We start from the raw sequence: 15,154 nt of genomic DNA on the forward strand, positions 1-15,154 counted from the left end.
GATGAAAGATCGACTGTAGCCGCTCACACACGACTCAAGCGGACGAATCAGGCAAGTGGGCCCAGGGACCGCGACCCGCCCCTCAGCCGTCGCGCTCGAAGACCGGCAGGCGGCGGCCGTCGTCCAGGTCCCGCCAGGCGAGCCGGACACGCTGGTCACAGCGCCACTCGGTGTCCCCGATCAGGTGCGTCAGCAGCACCGGCCCCTCGTCGAGCCTGACCCTGGCCACCACGTACGGCACCGGCCACCCCGGTGACGGCGGCCGGTGCACCACGGTGAAGGAGTCGACGGCGCCGAGCCCGGCCGACTCGTGCCAGGCCAGGTCGGTGCCACCGCAGCCGGTGCACAGGGCGCGCGGGTAGTGCTGGAGGTGGCCGCAGCCCGTACAGGACTGGAGGAGCAGCCGGCTCTCGCGGGTGGCCGCCCACCAGGGCGCGGTGAGGTCGTCGCTCATCGGTCGGCTCCCAGCAGCACGGTGGCGTGGGTGGAGAGGATCCCGCCGACGCCGTGTGCGAGCGCGACCTCCACCCCGGGGACCTGGCGCGGCCCGCACTCCCCGCGCACCTGCCGGACCGCCTCCACCAGCAGGAGCAGGCCGTACATGCCGGGGTGGCAGTACGACAGCCCGCCGCCCGTCGTGTTGAACGGCAGCCGCCGGGACCGGACGAGGTCGCCCGCCTCGCCCGGCCCGCAGAACCCGAGCCCTTCGAGGGTGAGCAGGACGGTGATGGTGAAGGAGTCGTAGAGCTGGGCCACGTCCACGTCGCGCGGCCCGAGCCCCGCGCGGGCGAAGGCGCGCCGCCCCGCCGCGATGGTGCCGGTGCGCAGCAGGTCCGCCGGGGCGGCCATGCCGTCGTGGGTGGTGGACTCACCGTACCCGAGCACGACGACGGGGTCCTGGCGCAGGTCGCGGGCGCGTTCAAGGGTGGTGAGGACGAGGGCGGCGCCGCCGTCGGTGACCAGGCAGCAGTCCAGGGCGGTGAGCGGGCTGGAGATCATCGGCTGGGCGAGCACCTGCTCCACGGTGAGCGGGCCCGCCCGGTGGCGGTAGGCCTTGGGGTTCAGCAGCGCCCACTCGCGGGCGGCGACCGCCACCTCGGCCAAGTCCTCGCGGCGGGCCCCGCGCTCGTGCAGGTACCGCTGGGCGGCCATCGCGTAGTACGACACCGGGTACAGCGGCCCGTACGGCGCCTCGAACTCGGCCTGCGGCGTGTGCGGCTCGACCACGCCCGCCAGCGAGCGCGACCGGGCGCTGCGCTGGTCGGAGCCGTAGCTGATCAGCACCGTGGTGCACTGGCCCGCCTCGATGGCCTGGACGGCGCGCGCCACGTACATCTCGAAGGCCGACCCGCCGGCGAACGTGGAGTCCGTCCAGGCGGGCTGGATGCCCAGGTACTCGGCGACCTGCGCGGCCGAGAAGCGCGAGGCCCCGGCCGTGGCCAGGCCGTCGATCGCGCCGAGCGGGAGCCCGGCGTCCCGCAGCGCCCCGGTGATGGCCTGGGCCTGCAGGTGCAGGATGGACTTGCCGGTGACCCCGAGGTCGGACTCGGCGGCACCCACGATGGCGACGCTCATCCCGGCCGCACCTCCGCCCCGGCGGGCGCGACCGCCACCCTGCCGTCCTCGACCACCTCGACCTGCTGCTCGACGGTGATCAGCCCGCCGTCGTGGCCGGTGACGCGCCCGGTGCAGCGGACGGTCTCCCCCGCGAACACCATGCTCCTGAACCGGAAGCGCAACCGGACGACGCGGGCTCGCGGGCCCAGCCAGTTCTGGAGCTGCTCGGCCAGCAGCGCGCCGAAGAGCTGGCCGTCCACCACCGGCCGGTCCAGGCCCTCGGGGGCGTAGTGCAGCCGGTGCCAGTCCCAGGTGGCGCCCGCGTAGGCGATCATGTCGGGCAGCTCGATGCGGCGCAGCAGCGGCGGGATCAGCGTGCCGGGATCCATATCAGCGTCTCCTCGTTGACCGCCAGCAGGTCGCCGTGCTGGTTGCGGTAGGTGGCGCGGGAGGTCACGAAGAGCTTGCCCGCCTTCTCCTGTACGTCCTGGACGCGCCAGGTGGCCGTGATGACGTCGCCGGGGCGTACCGGCTGGTGGAACTCGTAGGCGTTGCCGCCGCGCACCAGCCGGGCGCCGGGCACGTCCAGGTGCCAGGAGTGGCCGGCGGAGCCGTCGGCGTCCCTGGGCAGCCCGGTGTACTGGTTGGTCTCGCAGATCAGCGTGGGCGGGGCGACGACGCCGTCGTAGCCGTGCTCGCGGGCGTAGGCGTCGTCGGTGTAGAGCGGGTTGTCGTCGCCGACCGCCTGCGCGAAGTAACGCAGCGCGGCGCGGCCCAGCTCCTCCGGCGCGGTGTACGACACCTCCCGGCCGACCATCGCCTTGAGCTCGTCGATATTCACGGGAACACCGCCGTCGGGACGACCTCGATGAGGAACTCCGGGCGCAGCAGGGCCGAGCAGACCACCGAGGTGCGGGCGTGGGCGCCGGGGAAGCGGCGTTCGCGTAACCCGTCCAGCTCGTGGTAGCGGGGCAGGGCGGCGGGCGTGACGTACTCGACGAGCCGCACCACCGCCTCGCCCGCCAGCCCGGCCTCGCGCAGCACCGCCTCGATGGCGGTGTAGACGTGGTCGGCCTGCGCGAGCAGGTCGCCGCCGGACACCGCCTGCTGCGTGACCGGGTCGAGCGCGCCGAAACCCGACATGAACAGCGTGTCGCCGGCCGCGACGCCCGGCTGGTAGGTGAGCGTGTCGTAGCGGGTCCAGCCGGGGTTGACGCCGCGCAGGGGGTGCAGGGAGGCGAGCGCGTCGAGCGACACCATCGCCCCCTCGGCCACCGGGTGGTCGACGAGGATGCCGGCCGCGCCGGGGTAGCCGCCCTCGCCGCCGCCGAGCAGTTCCTTGCGGGGCCGGCCGCAGCGGGGGTAGTCGGCGCGGGTGGCGGTCGCGGTGTAGTCGGTGGTGCGGACCAGGGCGTGCAGGCCGGTGCCCGCCGCCTCCAGCAGGCGGGCGGCTGTTTCGAGGCAGGAGCGGTACTGGTCGCGGAAGGGCGCTGTCAGGTCGGCGGGCAGGGTGGTCGGGAGGTGGACGATGTCGCCGGCGATCGTGACGACGCCTGCGGGGGTGGGGATGCGGTGGCCGCCGCCGGGGTGGGCGGTGACCTCGACGGCGACGCGGTCGTGCGGGGCGATCAGCCGCTCGACCGGCACCCTGGACACGGTGACCGCGCCGAATCCCGCCGCTTCGGCGACGCTGCCCGGGGTGACGTATTCGACCACGTGCACCACGTCGTCGCCGCTCAGCCCGTTCCGTGCGAGCACCGACGCGGCCCGCGCGTAGGCCTCGGCCGCCGTGGGGGCGGGCAGCGCGGGCAGCCGTACGGTGCCATGCGCGACGGACACGCCCACCGGCGCGCCGTCCTCTTGCCGGTCGTTCATCGAACCTCCCGTCCGGCCGCGAGCCCGGCCATCAACGTCGTCACCCCGGGCAGCTCCTGCAGCCGCAGCAACCGCTCGACCACCGCGACGGGCAGCCCACCGGCCAGCGCCTTGCGCCGGGCCAACTCGTCGATCCCCGGATCACCGGGCCCGCCCGAGCTGCGCGGCACCTGCGCGACCGCCCCTCCGCCGTCCGCGTACCGCACCCGCAGCCGCCCCGGCTGGTCGGCCGCGACGCCGGGAAAGGCGACCACCTCGTGCGTGATCCGCGCCGCCAGCGCCGCCACCTCCGGCCGGTCCACCCGCTCGTAGGTGCGCACGCCCACCTCGCCGTCGAGCAGCATCGCCGCCACACTCCACGCAAGACTGAACTTCGCCTCGTACGGCGTGCGCGGCCGCTCCTTGCCCGGCCCGCAGACGATGGCCGCCGCGTCGGGATGCACCTCGGCCACGACGCTCTCGACGTCCTGCGGGGAGGGGACGGTCGCGGCGGCGTCGAGGGCGGCGTGCAGGAGCTGGCAGGCGGGATACGGCTTGATCGTGATCCGGGTGACCTCCCACACCTCGCCGAGCCCGGCCGCCGGCCGCAGCCCCGCCTCGCCGAGCAGCGCCCCGTACAGCCCGTGCTCGCCTTCCAGCACCGTGCCGGGGCCGGTGGCGCCTGCCCTGGCCAGGCGGGCGGCGAGGATCCCTGAGTGCGCGGCCAGCCCGGGGTGCAGCCGTTTGGTGTCGGCGCCGGTGCTGAGGAACTCCAGCAGCCCGCCCGCCTGGCTGCCCGCGATGCCGAGCGCGTCGACCGCCTGCGGCGGCGTCAGCCCGTACAGGCGGGCGGCGACGAGGGCGGCGGCGAGGACGCCGCACACGGAGGTGGCGTGCAGCCCGCGCGCGTGAAAGCCGTGCGGCACGGCGGCGCCCAGCCGGCAGATCGTCTCGTATCCGGCCAGCGCCGCCACCAGCACCTCCTCGCCGGTGGCGGCGGTCTCCTCGCCCACCGCGAACGCGGCCGCCAGCACCGGCGCGGTCGCGTGGACGAGGCCGCCCGCGTGGGTGTCGTCGAAGTCGAGCGCGTGCACGAGGGTGCCGTTGGCCAGCGCCGCCGCCGGGGCGCCGACGCGGTGCCGGGTTCCGATGACGGTCGCCTGCGGTGGGCCGCCAAGGCCCAGCGCCACCTCCACGGCGGGCGCCGCGTGCGGGGCTCCGGCGATGGCGCAGCCGAACCCGTCGATCAGGTGCCGCCTCGCCGCCGCCACGGCCGGCTCGGGGACCGCGTCCAGGGTGAGGCCGAGCGCCCAGGACGCGAGCCTGGCGGCCTGGGTCGGGGCAGCACTGCCCGGGGAGGCACTGCTCGGGGCCGTCATGGGCTGTCCCCGAAGGCGCCCGCCGCGCGCAGCTCCGCGAAGCGTTCCGCCGGGTAGCCGAGCAGCCCCCGCACGACCTCCTCCGTGTGCTCCCCCCGTCCCGGCGCCCGCCGGTGCTCGGCGGGCTCCTGCCCCACCCGCACCGGCGAGGCGAGCTGCCGCACCGTCCCGTACCGGGGATGGGCGGTCTCCACGACCAGTTCCCTGGCGGCGGTGTGCGGCTCGCGCAGAGCCTGGTGCACGTCGTTGACCGGCCCGCAGGGGATGCCGACCGCCCGCAGCTCGGCCAGCCACCCCGCCACGTCCCTGCCGCGGAAGATCGCGGCCAGCCGGGGCAGCAGGTCCCCGGCGTGCAGGCGGCGCGTGGCGAAGGTGGCGTAGCGGGGATCGGCGGCGAAGCCGGCGCCGGGCGACTCCCGGTCGAGGATGGCCGCCAGCCGCTGCCAGAACTTCTCCTTGGCGCACCCCACGACCAGCCACCCGTCGGCGGCCTCGAAGCTCTGGAACGGCACCAGCGACGGATGGGCCGAGGACGCGGTGCGCGCCGGGACGTAGGAGGTGTTCAGCGCCCACGTCCCGACGTAGGTGAGCATGCCGATGGCGGTGTCGTACAGGGACAGGTCGCAGTCCATGCCGGTGCCGTCGCGGCGGGCGGCGTGCACCCCGGCCAGCAGCGCGATGGCGGCGACGAGCCCGCCGGAGTAGTCGACCAGGGACAGCCCCGACTTGGCGGGCGGCCCCGACGGCTCGCCGGTCAGGTCCATCCAGCCGGCCAGGCCCTGGAGGATGTAGTCGTAGCCGGGCTCGGCCGCGCGCGGCCCGGTCATGCCGAAGCCGGTCAGCGAGCAGCACACGACGCGCGGGTTGAGGTGCTTGAGGTCGGCGTAGCGCAGCCGCATCTTGGCGGGCACGTCGCCGCGCAGGTTGGAGTAGACGGCGTCGCCGTGCCGGACGAGGTCCTCGAAGACCGCGCGGCCGGCCGGGACGGACAGGTCCAGCGAGATGGATCTCTTGTTGCGGTTGAAGGTCTCGAAGAACAACGAGTCCTCCTCATCCGCGTAAGGAGGGACATAGCGGCCGACGTCGCCGCCGGCGCGCGGGTCCTCGATCTTGATGATCTCGGCGCCGAGGTCGGCCAGGTGCACGCTGCCGAACGGTCCGGCGCCGTACTGCTCCAGGCTGACGACTCTGACGTCCTCCAGCGGTCTCATAACTGTCCGATCAGCTCGATGATGCGGGCCTGGTTCCGGCGGATCTGCCCGGGCGTGTTGCCGTGCACGGCCGGGGTGAGCTTGACCGTGTCGGCCAGCCCTTCGTAGCGGGCCAGCCGCCCGGCCACCTGGTCGGGCGTGCCCGCCAGGACCAGCGGGTCGATCATGTGGTCCGGCACGCCGGGCCGCTCGCCGGCGCGGAAGGCGGCGACGGCGGCGGCGTGCTCGGCGGCCAGGTCGTGGAAGGCGAAGAAGTCCCGGTAGGTGGCGACGCCGGCGTAGAAGGCGAGCGTGCCGGCGGCGCGGCGGCGGGCGGCGGCCGGGTCGGGGTCGAGGGAGCAGCAGGCGGAGACGACCACGTCGAACTCCTTCCTGTCGCGGCCGTCCAGGCCCGCGCTCAGGTTCGGCAGGACGCGTTCGCGCAGGTAGGCGGGCGAGCACAGCTCGTGGGAGAGCCAGCCGTCGCCGATGCGGCCGGCCAGCCTGGTGAGCTGCGGCCCGACGGCGGCCAGGTAGATGGGGACGCGGGTGCGGACCGGCTCGTAGGGCCGCCGGAAGCCGGGGGCGTGCAGGCGCTGGCACTCCCCCTCGTACGCCATCGGCCCGCCGGCGACGACGGCGCGGATCACCTCGACGGTCTCGCGCAGCCGGGTGAGCGGCCGGTCCCAGGCCACGTTGTGCCAGTCCTCGTTGAGCCGCCGGGTGCCGGTGCCCAGGCCGAGGACGAGCCGGCCGCCGGTCAGCTCGTCCAGGTCGAGCGCCTCCAGCGCGGTCACCAGGGGGCTGCGGGTGAAGGCGAGCGTGACGGCGGTGCCGACGCCCGCGCGGGTCAGCGCGCCGGCGACGGCGGCGGCGCTGACGGTGGCGCTGCGGTGCAGCTCGGGCACCCAGACGACCTCGGCGCCTGCCTGCTCGGCGGCCCGGGCGGCGGCGGCCAGCTCCGCCAGCGTCTCCCCCCACGGGCCGTAGGTGATCCTCACGACTCGGGCCGGTCAAGTGGCTCGGGCCGGTCAAGTGGCTCGGGCCGGTCGAGCGAGGGCCGGTCGGGCGAGGGCCGGTCGGGCGAGGGCCGGTCGAGCGAGGGCCGGTCGAGGGGGGCGAGCCGGTCGAGCACGGCCTGCTCCTCCCACACCTCGCCGTACTTGGCCTGGATGTCGTACAGGCTGGCCTCGTGCGAGGCGGGCGTGCGGTCGCCCACGGCCTGGCGCACCACGATCGGCACGAAGCCGTGCTGGACGGCGTCCACGGCGCTGGCCCGCACGCAGCCGCTGGTGGACACGCCCGCGATGACCAGGGTGTCCACGCGCAGCGCGGTGAGGGTGGAGGCGAGGGTGGTGCCGAAGAACGCGCTGGCGTACTGCTTGACGACGACCACCTCGCCCTCCTGCGGCGCGACCTCGGGCATGAGCCGCCCGGCGGGGCCGTGCAGGTCGCGCAGCGGCGTCGCCTTGCGGTAGAACAGGCCGCCGTCGAGCCCGCCGGGGGTGTGCGCGACGCGGGTGTGCAGGACGGGCACGCCCGCCCGGCGGGCCGCCGCCAGCACGCGCGCGGCCGAGCGCAGGCAGTCGCGCGAGCCCACGTAGAGGCCGCCGTCCGGCTCGAAGTAGGCGGCCATGAGGTCCACGAGGATCAGCGCGGGCCGCTCGCCGAACGGCAGGACGCCGTCGTAGGGGTCGGCGTGGGGGCCGGCTTGGGGGTCGGTGTGGGGGTCGGTGTGGGGGCCGGCTTGGGGGCCGGTGTGGGGGTCGGCGCGCATGTCAGATGATCCCCTTCTCGCGCAGCGCGGCCCGCTCCTCCTCCGGCAGGCCGAGCAGCCCGCCGTAGACCTCGTCGTTGTGCTGGCCCAGGGCGGGCCCGGCGGTGCGGACCGCGCCGGGGGTGTCCGACAGCTTCGGCACGACGTTCTGCATGGCCAGCTCGCCGAACTCGGGGTGCGGCACCCGCACGATGGCCTCGCGGGCGGCGAAGTGCGGGTCGGCGAACATGTCCTTGGCCGTGTAGATGCGCCCGGCGGGGACGCCGCCCTCGTGCAGCGTGCGCAGCAGGTCCTCGGCGGGCAGCTTCGCCGTCCAGGCGGCGACGAGCGCGTCCAGCTCCGCCATGTGCTCGCCGCGCGCGCCGTGGGTGGCGTAGCGGGGGTCGGCGGCCAGCTCGGGGCGGTCCATGACGCGGGCCAGGCGGGCGAAGACGCTGTCCTGGTTGGCGGCGATGAGGACGGCCTCGCCGTCGGCGGTCGGGTACACGTTGCTGGGCGAGACGTTCGGCAGCACGGGGCCGGTGCGTTCGCGCTGGTAGGAGGCCTGCTGCCATTCGGGCAGCAACGACTCCATCATGGCCAGCACGGCCTCGTAGATGGCCGAGTCGACGACCTGGCCCCGGCCGCTGCGCTCGCGCTGGTGCAGCGCGACCAGGGTGCCGACGCAGGCGTGCGTGGCGGCCAGGGAGTCGCCGAGCGAGATCCCGGCCCGCGACGGCGGCCTGTCGGGGTCGCCGGTGACGTGGCGGATGCCGCCCATCGCCTCGCCGATCGACCCGTATCCGGCGCGCGGCGCGTACGGGCCTGTCTGCCCGAAGCCGGTCACCCGCGTGATCACCAGCCGCGGGTTGATCGCGTGCAGTTCCTCCGGCGACATGCCCCAGCGTTCCAGGGTGCCTGGCCGGAAGTTCTCCAGCAGCACGTCCGCCCCGGCCAGCAGGCGTTTGACCAGGTCCTGGCCTTCCGGGGTGCGCAGGTCGCAGGTGACGGACTTCTTGTTGCGCGCCACCACCGGCCACCACAGCGACCGCCCGTACGGCTTCTCCCTGCCCCACTGGCGCATCGGGTCGCCGCGCCCCGGGTCCTCCACCTTGATCACCTCGGCGCCGAAGTCGCCGAGCAGTTGCCCGCAGAACGGGCCGGCCAGGAGCTGGCCGAGTTCGACGACGCGCACGTCGTCCAGGGGCAGCGCGCCCATCTCCACTCCCTCAGCGGTGCAGGTACGAGCCCGACGGCTCGCCCGCGGTCTTGCCCTCGTGGAAGGCCACCCGGCCGCCGACGACCGTGGTCACCGGCCAGCCGGTCACCCGGACGCCCTCGAACGGGCAGTGGTCCTGCCCCGACAGCAGCAGGTCGGTGCTGACGGTCCTGCTCAGCTCCGGGTCCAGGACGGTGAGGTCGGCGTCGAAGCCGACCCCGAGGCCGCCCTTGCGGCCCCACAGGTTGAAGGCGCGGGCGGGGTTGGCGGCGGCGACCTCGGCGATCCTGGTCAGCGGCAGCCCGCGCCGCAGGTGCCCTTCGGAGAACAGCACGGGGTACAGCAGCGCCGTGCCGCCGAACCCGGGCCGCGCCGGCCACAGGTCCTCGCCCTTGTGCTCCTCCATGCAGCAGGCGTGGTCGGAGGCCACCCAGTCGATCCGCCCGTCCGCGACGCCCGCCCACAGCGCCTCGTTGTGCTCGCGGGTGCGGATGGGCGGGTTGACCTTGCCGCCCAGGCCGCCGCGCGCGTCCAGGTCGTCGTGGTCCAGGCACAGGTGGTGCAGGGTGGTCTCGCGCCTGGCCGGGGTGCGAGCGGCCGCCTCCAGCGCCTCGGCGCTCGACAGGTGCAGCAGGTTGACCTCGACGCCGGTGTGCCCGACGAGCACGGCCGCCTCGGCGATGGCGAGCTGCTCGGTCAGCGGCGGGCGGGCCTGGGCGTAGGCGCGCAGGTTCTGGGGGCCGCCGCCGGCGCGGACGCGGTCGATGAAGACGCGCATCAGCTCCGACTGCTCGCAGTGCAGGCTCAGCGACAGCCGCCGGCCGGGGTGGGCGGCCTGCGTCCCGGCCAGCTTCTCCATGATCAGGTACAGGTGGCCGAGGTCGTACTCGTCGCTCATGGTGAACGCCCGCGCGTCGCGGCTGTTGGCCGCCAGGTCGAAGCCCTTGTAGAACATGTAGTACTTGAACGAGGTGACGCCGTGCTCGGCGACCAGGGCGGGGATCTCGTCGATCTGGCCGGAGGTCATCGGCGCCAGGTGGAAGCCGTAGTCGGTCCAGGCGCGCCCGGCGACCGCGGCCAGCACCTCGGGCAGGATCACGCCGTACGGGCCGGTCTTGCCGAGGTAGTGCTGCCCGGTCCTGAAGTAGGACAGCACCGTCGTGGCCCCGCCGACCAGGGAGGAGCGCGTCTCCTCGAACGCGTCCACCCCCAGGTCGCGGTAGATGCCCAGGTGGAAGTGGGCGTCCACCGCGCCGGGTAACACGATCTTCCCGGTGGCGTCCAGCACCTCCTCGCCGCCGTCGAGGTCCTCGCCGATGGCGGCGATCCGGCCACCGCGCACGGCCAGGTCGGCGCGGACCTCGCCGTGGTACGGCAGGACCAGGGTTCCGCCCTTGACGAGCAGGTCGTATCGCATCATGGTGTCCCTTCCGCGGCGGTGTGGCCCATCCGGGCCGAAAGTTGGCGGGTGGTCTCCAGCAGCGCCGCCGCGCACCGCTTCTCCTGGGCGCGGAAACGCTCCAGCGGCCCGCACACGCTGATCACCCCGGCCGGCCGCCCGTGGTGGTCGAGCACGGGCGCGGCGACGGACGCGGAGCCCGGCTGCCGCTCGGCCTGCGAGCGGGCGTAGCCGCGCCGCCGCACGGCCGCCAGCTCCCTGCGCAGCGCGGCCTCCTCGACGGGCGTGCGCTCGGTCAGGCGGGTCAGCGGCTGCGTGGCGAAGTAGTCGTCGATCTCCTCTTCCGCCAGGTACGCCAGGAACGCCCGCGACGACGCGCCCGCGTGCAGCGGGTACGGCACGCCCAGCGTCACCGCCATGATCACCTCCCGGCTGGGGGTGGCCTGGTCGACGTAGACGCGCGCGTACCCGGTGCGGATCGACAGCGTGGCCGTCTCCGACAGCGCCGTGGACAGCGCGACCAGCTCCGGCGCGGCCAGCCTGCGCAGGTCCAGCCGGTCGAGGTAGGCCAGCCCGAGCCGCATCGCGGTCAGGCCGAGCGAGTAGCGCCTGCTCTGCTCGTCCAGGTCGATCAGGCCGCGCAGCCGCAGCGACGCCAGGATCCGGTGCACCGCCGCCTTCGACAGCTCCAGCCGCTCGGCGATCTCGGTCACGCCGAGGGTGCGCGCGGCCGGGTCGGCGAACAGCACCAGCACGTCGGCCGCGCGCTCGACGGTCGCGACGGTCTGGCTGGCACCGTCCGCGCCGCGGCGCCGGGGGCGCTCGGTCGTCGGCATGAAAGTCCCTACTCCTCGGCGGCTTCCTGACGTACAGTTTGGAACAGCTTTCCTCGTATTGGAACACCCCAGAAGGATGTCGTCGCGTGGAAGTTCCGTGGGAGGCGCTGGCCGGAGCCGAGGTGTTCGACCTGGCCCAGCCGATGCGCACCGGCATGCCCCAGTCGCCCAACCATGTGCCGTTCCGGATGCTGCTGGAGCGCCGCCACGGCGACATGGTGCGCGCCGACGGCGGGTCCGCCGCCAACGAGGTGATCGTCACAGGCGGCCACGTGGGCACCCACGTCGACGCGCTGGCCCACGTCTCACAGGAGGGCAGGCTGCACGGCGGGCTCCAGGCGGCGTCGGTGCAGGGCCACCACGGGTTCACGGAGCTGGGCATCGACGCCTTCGACCCGTACGTGGGCCGCGCCGTGCTGCTCGACGTGGCCGCCGCGCACGGCGTCCAAGCGCTGCCGCCCGGCTACGAGATCACCCCCGCCGACCTGGACAGGGCCGCCGACGGGCTGACGGTGCGGCCCGGCGAGGCGCTGCTGATCGGCACCGGCTGGTCACGGCACTGGGCGGAGCGCGAGCTGTTCACCGGCCAGTCCGGCGGCGCGCCAGGCCCCGGCGCCGCCGCCGGCCGCTGGCTGGCCGAGCGGCACCCGCGCCTGGTCGGCGGCGAGAGCATCGCCTTCGAGCACATCCCCGCCGGGCGCGGCCACGCCACCCTGCCGGTGCACCGGATCCTCCTGGTCGAGGCCGGGATCAACATCGTGGAGACGATGCGCCTGTGGCCGCTGCTGGACGCCGGCCACCGCGAGGTCCTGCTCATCGTCAACCCGCTGCCGCTGGTCGGCGCGACGGGCGCGCCCGTCAGGCCGCTCGCCGTGACCGTACGCCGACAGGTGTAGCGCGAGTGCCGACCCCGGGCTGATTCGTCGCGCCCCGCGCCGCCCGCATGCTGATCACATGAAGGTGATGCCCGCCAGGGGTGCGCGCAAGGTGTGGGTCATGCTGGCCGCCGCGGTGGTGTCCGGCGCCGTGCTCGTGACCCCGTACGCCGGGCTGGACATCGCCGGCAACAGGCTCGACATGCGCGGCGGCGCGCACTACGCGCTGCTGGTGGCGCACGTCTTCACCGCGCTGGTCGCGCTCGTGCTGGGCCCGCTGCAGTTCATTGCGGCCGTACGGGCGCGGCGCCGCCTCCACCGCACGATCGGGCGCTGCTACCTGCTGGCCGGGGTGCTGCCCTCCGCGCTGGCCGGGATCCCGGTGGCGCTGCTGTCGGGCCGCCTCGTCACGCAGGCCGGCCTGACCATCCCCGCCGTGTTGTGGCTGGTCACCGGCGCTCTGGCCTACCGGGCGGCGCTCCGCCGCGACTTCGCCCGGCACCGGGAGTGGATGATCCGCAACTACGCGCTGACGTTCCTGGCCGTCACCTCACGGATCGTGGTGCCGCTCATGCTGGTGGCACAGCTCCCCTTCGGCGTGACAGCGGCCTCCATCGCCGACCGCGTCACCGGCCTGATCCCGGCCGGCCAGGTGCTCGGCTGGGTCGTCAACCTCGCCGTCACGGAGGCCCTGATCAGGCGGTCGCGACGCGCGTAGCGCTACGCCTGTGAGGAAACGGCCGTTGCGTACAATGCGGATCATGGATCCGACCTCCTCGTCCGCCCGTGGCCGCAACAAGCGCGGCCAGGGCGAACGGCTGCGCCGCGACATCATCGACGCCACGCTGCGGATGCTGGACGAGCTGCGCGACGACGAGGCGCTGTCACTACGCGCCGTCGCCCGCGAGGTGGGCATCGCCGCCACCTCGGTCTACATCCACTTCGCCGACCGCGACGCGCTGGTCTTCGCCGCCCTGGAGCAGTGCACCCGCGACCTGCTGCACGACCTGGAGGCCGCCGAGACCGGCGGGGACGACTCGGTGGCCCGGCTGCGGGCGCGCCTGCTGTACCTCGGCTCGTGGGTGCGCGACCACGCCGGGCTGTACAAGGTGCTGCACGAGAGCACCATCAACCAGCGCATGCACCTGGCGTTCAAGGAGGAGCTGGCCGTGCGGACCACCGCCGCCGTGCGGCGCTGCATGGACGAGGGGCTCGCCCCGGCCGGGGACGCCGCCGAGGTCGCGCTCGACCTGCGGGCGGCGGTGCACGGCGCGGTGTCGATGCGGGTCAACGAGCCCGCGCTGGCGCTGCCGCCGCTGGACGAGCAGGTCGATCGGTTCCTGGTCAAGCTCGTCGGCGTACGCGCCGCGCCCGCCTAGCGGCACCCAGGCCCGTTCAGGAGCGCCGCGCCCGTACAGAAGCCTCGGGCCCCCATGACGTCCCGGTTGCCGAGCATGGCGAGGTCCTCGACCGGGGTGACGAACATGCGAGGCTCACTGAACACTTGCATCGCTTCCAATACATTTGTATAGAATCCTGATCGTGCGACCAATCTCCGAAGAGGACCTGACCACCCGGGCCCGCATCCGCGACGCCGCCATGACGCTCTTCGCCGAGCAGGGGGTCAAGGCCACCACCGTCCGCGGCATCGCGGAAGCCGCCAAGGTCTCCCCCGGCCTGGTGCAACACCACTTCGGCACCAAGGAGGCCCTCCGGCTGGCCTGCGACGAGTACGTCCTGACCTACATCCGCGCCCAGGTCGCCGCCGGCGTCACCGACCGCAACCTGAGCAACCCCGAGTTCGTCGACAGCGTGCACCGCACCGCACCGCCCCTGATGAAGTACCTCGGCCGCGCCCTCGTGGAGGGCTCACCCGCCGCCGCCGCCATGTTCGACGACCTCGTCACCGTCACCGAGGAACACCTCTCCAGCGACGACCCCGCCGCCGGGACCGACCACCGCGCCCGCGCCACCGTCCTGACCGCGATGAAACTCGGCCTCACCGTGCTGCACGAGCACGTCTCCCGCGCCCTCGGCACCGACCTCTACGGCCGGCAGGGCGCACTGCGCGTCGGCAAGGCCCAGCTCGACCTGATCAGACCCGAGTTCCTCGGCCGCGAGCTGTTCGAGCAGGCGCGAACCGGCCTGGAGAAGTACGAAGGACAACAATGAACGCCGCAGTGCACGCCCACGGCCTGATCAAGACGTTCGGCAGGACCCGCGCCCTCGACGGGCTCGACCTCACCGTCGACACCGGCGAGGTCCACGGTTTCCTCGGCCCCAACGGCGCGGGCAAGACCACCACGATCCGCATCCTGCTGGGCCAGATGCGCGCCGACGGCGGCCGGACGGAACTGCTCGGCGGCGACCCCTGGCGCGACGCCACCGAGCTGCACCGGCGGCTCGCCTACGTGCCCGGCGACGTCACCCTGTGGCCGTCGCTGACCGGCGGCGAGGTCATCGACCTGCTGGGCAGGGTACGCGGCGGCCTCGACCCCGAACGCCGCGCCGAACTGCTCGAACGCTTCGAGCTCGACCCGCGCAAGAAGTGCCGCACCTACTCCAAGGGCAACCGGCAGAAGGTCGCGCTGGTCGCCGCGTTCGCCTCGGACGTGGAGCTGCTGATCCTGGACGAGCCCACCTCCGGCCTCGACCCCCTCATGGAGGCCGTCTTCAACGACTGCGTCCTGAAGGAGAAGCGCGACGGCCGCACCGTGCTGCTGTCCAGCCACATCCTGTCGGAGGTGGAGACGCTGTGCGACCGCGTCAGCATCATCCGCGCCGGACGCACCGTCGAGACCGGCACCCTCGCCGACCTGCGCCACCTCACCCGCACCTCCGTCACTGCCGAGCTGGCGGGGCCCGCACCCGGCCTGGCCACCCTGCCCGGCGTGCACGACCTGACCCTCGACGGCGCCCGCGCGCACTTCCAGGTGGACGGCGACGCCCTCACCGCCGTGCTGGCCGAGCTGGCCGGGGCGGGCGTGCGCACGCTCACGACCCGCCCGCCCACCCTCGAAGAGCTGTTCCTGCGGCACTACGAGAGAGCCACCCGATGACCCTCCCGCGGCACGACGAGGGGGCCGCCC

Annotated in this window: 17 protein-coding genes; 5 read left to right on the plus strand and 12 right to left on the minus strand. The window is 74.1% G+C overall.

Going from position 1 to position 15,154, the window contains the following annotated elements:
• Positions 1–82 precede the first annotated feature (82 nt).
• Genes FXF51_RS21325 through FXF51_RS21380 form a run of 12 tightly spaced genes read right to left on the minus strand, consistent with a single transcriptional unit; the run spans position 83 to position 11,190 of the window.
• The gene (locus FXF51_RS21325) at positions 83–454 is read right to left on the minus strand and encodes a Zn-ribbon domain-containing OB-fold protein (protein WP_148436292.1); all 372 of its coding nucleotides are present in this window, start codon (positions 452–454) and stop codon (positions 83–85) included.
• Positions 451–1,575, minus strand: coding sequence for an acetyl-CoA acetyltransferase (locus FXF51_RS21330; protein ID WP_148436293.1), 1,125 nt, complete (start codon positions 1,573–1,575; stop codon positions 451–453). The genes FXF51_RS21325 and FXF51_RS21330 overlap by 4 nt, the downstream gene beginning before the upstream one ends.
• Entirely contained in the window at positions 1,572–1,946 is a 375-nt protein-coding gene (locus FXF51_RS21335) for a MaoC/PaaZ C-terminal domain-containing protein (protein ID WP_148436294.1), read from the minus strand. The genes FXF51_RS21330 and FXF51_RS21335 overlap by 4 nt, the downstream gene beginning before the upstream one ends.
• Positions 1,928–2,398: a MaoC family dehydratase gene (locus FXF51_RS21340; protein WP_262379711.1), complete on the minus strand. Its 471-nt coding sequence runs from the start codon at positions 2,396–2,398 to the stop codon at positions 1,928–1,930. The genes FXF51_RS21335 and FXF51_RS21340 overlap by 19 nt, the downstream gene beginning before the upstream one ends.
• Positions 2,395–3,432: a RidA family protein gene (locus FXF51_RS21345; RefSeq protein WP_148436295.1), complete on the minus strand. Its 1,038-nt coding sequence runs from the start codon at positions 3,430–3,432 to the stop codon at positions 2,395–2,397. The genes FXF51_RS21340 and FXF51_RS21345 overlap by 4 nt, the downstream gene beginning before the upstream one ends.
• Positions 3,429–4,790 (minus strand): MmgE/PrpD family protein, encoded by a 1,362-nt coding sequence (locus FXF51_RS21350; protein ID WP_148436296.1) that lies wholly within the window; start codon positions 4,788–4,790, stop codon positions 3,429–3,431. Before FXF51_RS21350 ends, FXF51_RS21345 begins: the two co-directional genes overlap by 4 nt.
• Positions 4,787–6,001, minus strand: a complete 1,215-nt coding sequence (locus FXF51_RS21355; protein ID WP_148436297.1) for a CaiB/BaiF CoA transferase family protein — start codon at positions 5,999–6,001, stop codon at positions 4,787–4,789. The genes FXF51_RS21350 and FXF51_RS21355 overlap by 4 nt, the downstream gene beginning before the upstream one ends.
• Positions 5,998–6,981 carry an LLM class flavin-dependent oxidoreductase gene (locus tag FXF51_RS21360; RefSeq protein WP_148436298.1) on the minus strand — a complete coding sequence of 328 codons (984 nt, stop codon included), beginning with the start codon at positions 6,979–6,981 and terminating at the stop codon, positions 5,998–6,000. The genes FXF51_RS21355 and FXF51_RS21360 overlap by 4 nt, the downstream gene beginning before the upstream one ends.
• Positions 6,978–7,757 (minus strand): isochorismatase family protein, encoded by a 780-nt coding sequence (locus FXF51_RS21365; RefSeq protein ID WP_148436299.1) that lies wholly within the window; start codon positions 7,755–7,757, stop codon positions 6,978–6,980. Before FXF51_RS21365 ends, FXF51_RS21360 begins: the two co-directional genes overlap by 4 nt.
• A gap of 1 nt (position 7,758) precedes the next feature.
• Positions 7,759–8,955: a CaiB/BaiF CoA transferase family protein gene (locus FXF51_RS21370; RefSeq protein ID WP_148436300.1), complete on the minus strand. Its 1,197-nt coding sequence runs from the start codon at positions 8,953–8,955 to the stop codon at positions 7,759–7,761.
• Positions 8,956–8,965: 10 nt separating this feature from the next.
• Positions 8,966–10,375: a dihydroorotase gene (locus tag FXF51_RS21375; protein WP_148436301.1), complete on the minus strand. Its 1,410-nt coding sequence runs from the start codon at positions 10,373–10,375 to the stop codon at positions 8,966–8,968.
• The gene (locus FXF51_RS21380) at positions 10,372–11,190 is read right to left on the minus strand and encodes an IclR family transcriptional regulator (RefSeq protein ID WP_148436302.1); all 819 of its coding nucleotides are present in this window, start codon (positions 11,188–11,190) and stop codon (positions 10,372–10,374) included. The genes FXF51_RS21375 and FXF51_RS21380 overlap by 4 nt, the downstream gene beginning before the upstream one ends.
• 86 nt (positions 11,191–11,276) lie before the next feature.
• Between FXF51_RS21380 and FXF51_RS21385 the strand changes: the two genes are divergently transcribed.
• From FXF51_RS21385 to FXF51_RS21405, 5 genes are all read left to right on the plus strand, one after another.
• Positions 11,277–12,086: a cyclase family protein gene (locus tag FXF51_RS21385; RefSeq protein ID WP_222871394.1), complete on the plus strand. Its 810-nt coding sequence runs from the start codon at positions 11,277–11,279 to the stop codon at positions 12,084–12,086.
• A 58-nt stretch (positions 12,087–12,144) separates the two neighbouring features.
• The gene (locus tag FXF51_RS21390; protein WP_222871395.1) at positions 12,145–12,783 is read left to right on the plus strand and encodes a DUF2306 domain-containing protein; all 639 of its coding nucleotides are present in this window, start codon (positions 12,145–12,147) and stop codon (positions 12,781–12,783) included.
• A gap of 43 nt (positions 12,784–12,826) precedes the next feature.
• A complete protein-coding gene (locus FXF51_RS21395) occupies positions 12,827–13,444 on the plus strand; it encodes a TetR/AcrR family transcriptional regulator (protein ID WP_187414485.1) in 618 nt (205 codons plus the stop codon).
• A 163-nt stretch (positions 13,445–13,607) separates the two neighbouring features.
• The gene (locus tag FXF51_RS21400) at positions 13,608–14,237 is read left to right on the plus strand and encodes a TetR/AcrR family transcriptional regulator (RefSeq protein WP_148436303.1); all 630 of its coding nucleotides are present in this window, start codon (positions 13,608–13,610) and stop codon (positions 14,235–14,237) included.
• Entirely contained in the window at positions 14,234–15,124 is an 891-nt protein-coding gene (locus tag FXF51_RS21405; RefSeq protein WP_148436304.1) for an ABC transporter ATP-binding protein, read from the plus strand. The genes FXF51_RS21400 and FXF51_RS21405 overlap by 4 nt, the downstream gene beginning before the upstream one ends.
• Positions 15,125–15,154 lie beyond the last annotated feature (30 nt).

It is taken from the genome of Nonomuraea sp. PA05 (assembly GCF_008086045.1).
In the GTDB taxonomy this organism is placed as follows: Bacteria; Actinomycetota; Actinomycetes; order Streptosporangiales; family Streptosporangiaceae; genus Nonomuraea; species Nonomuraea monospora.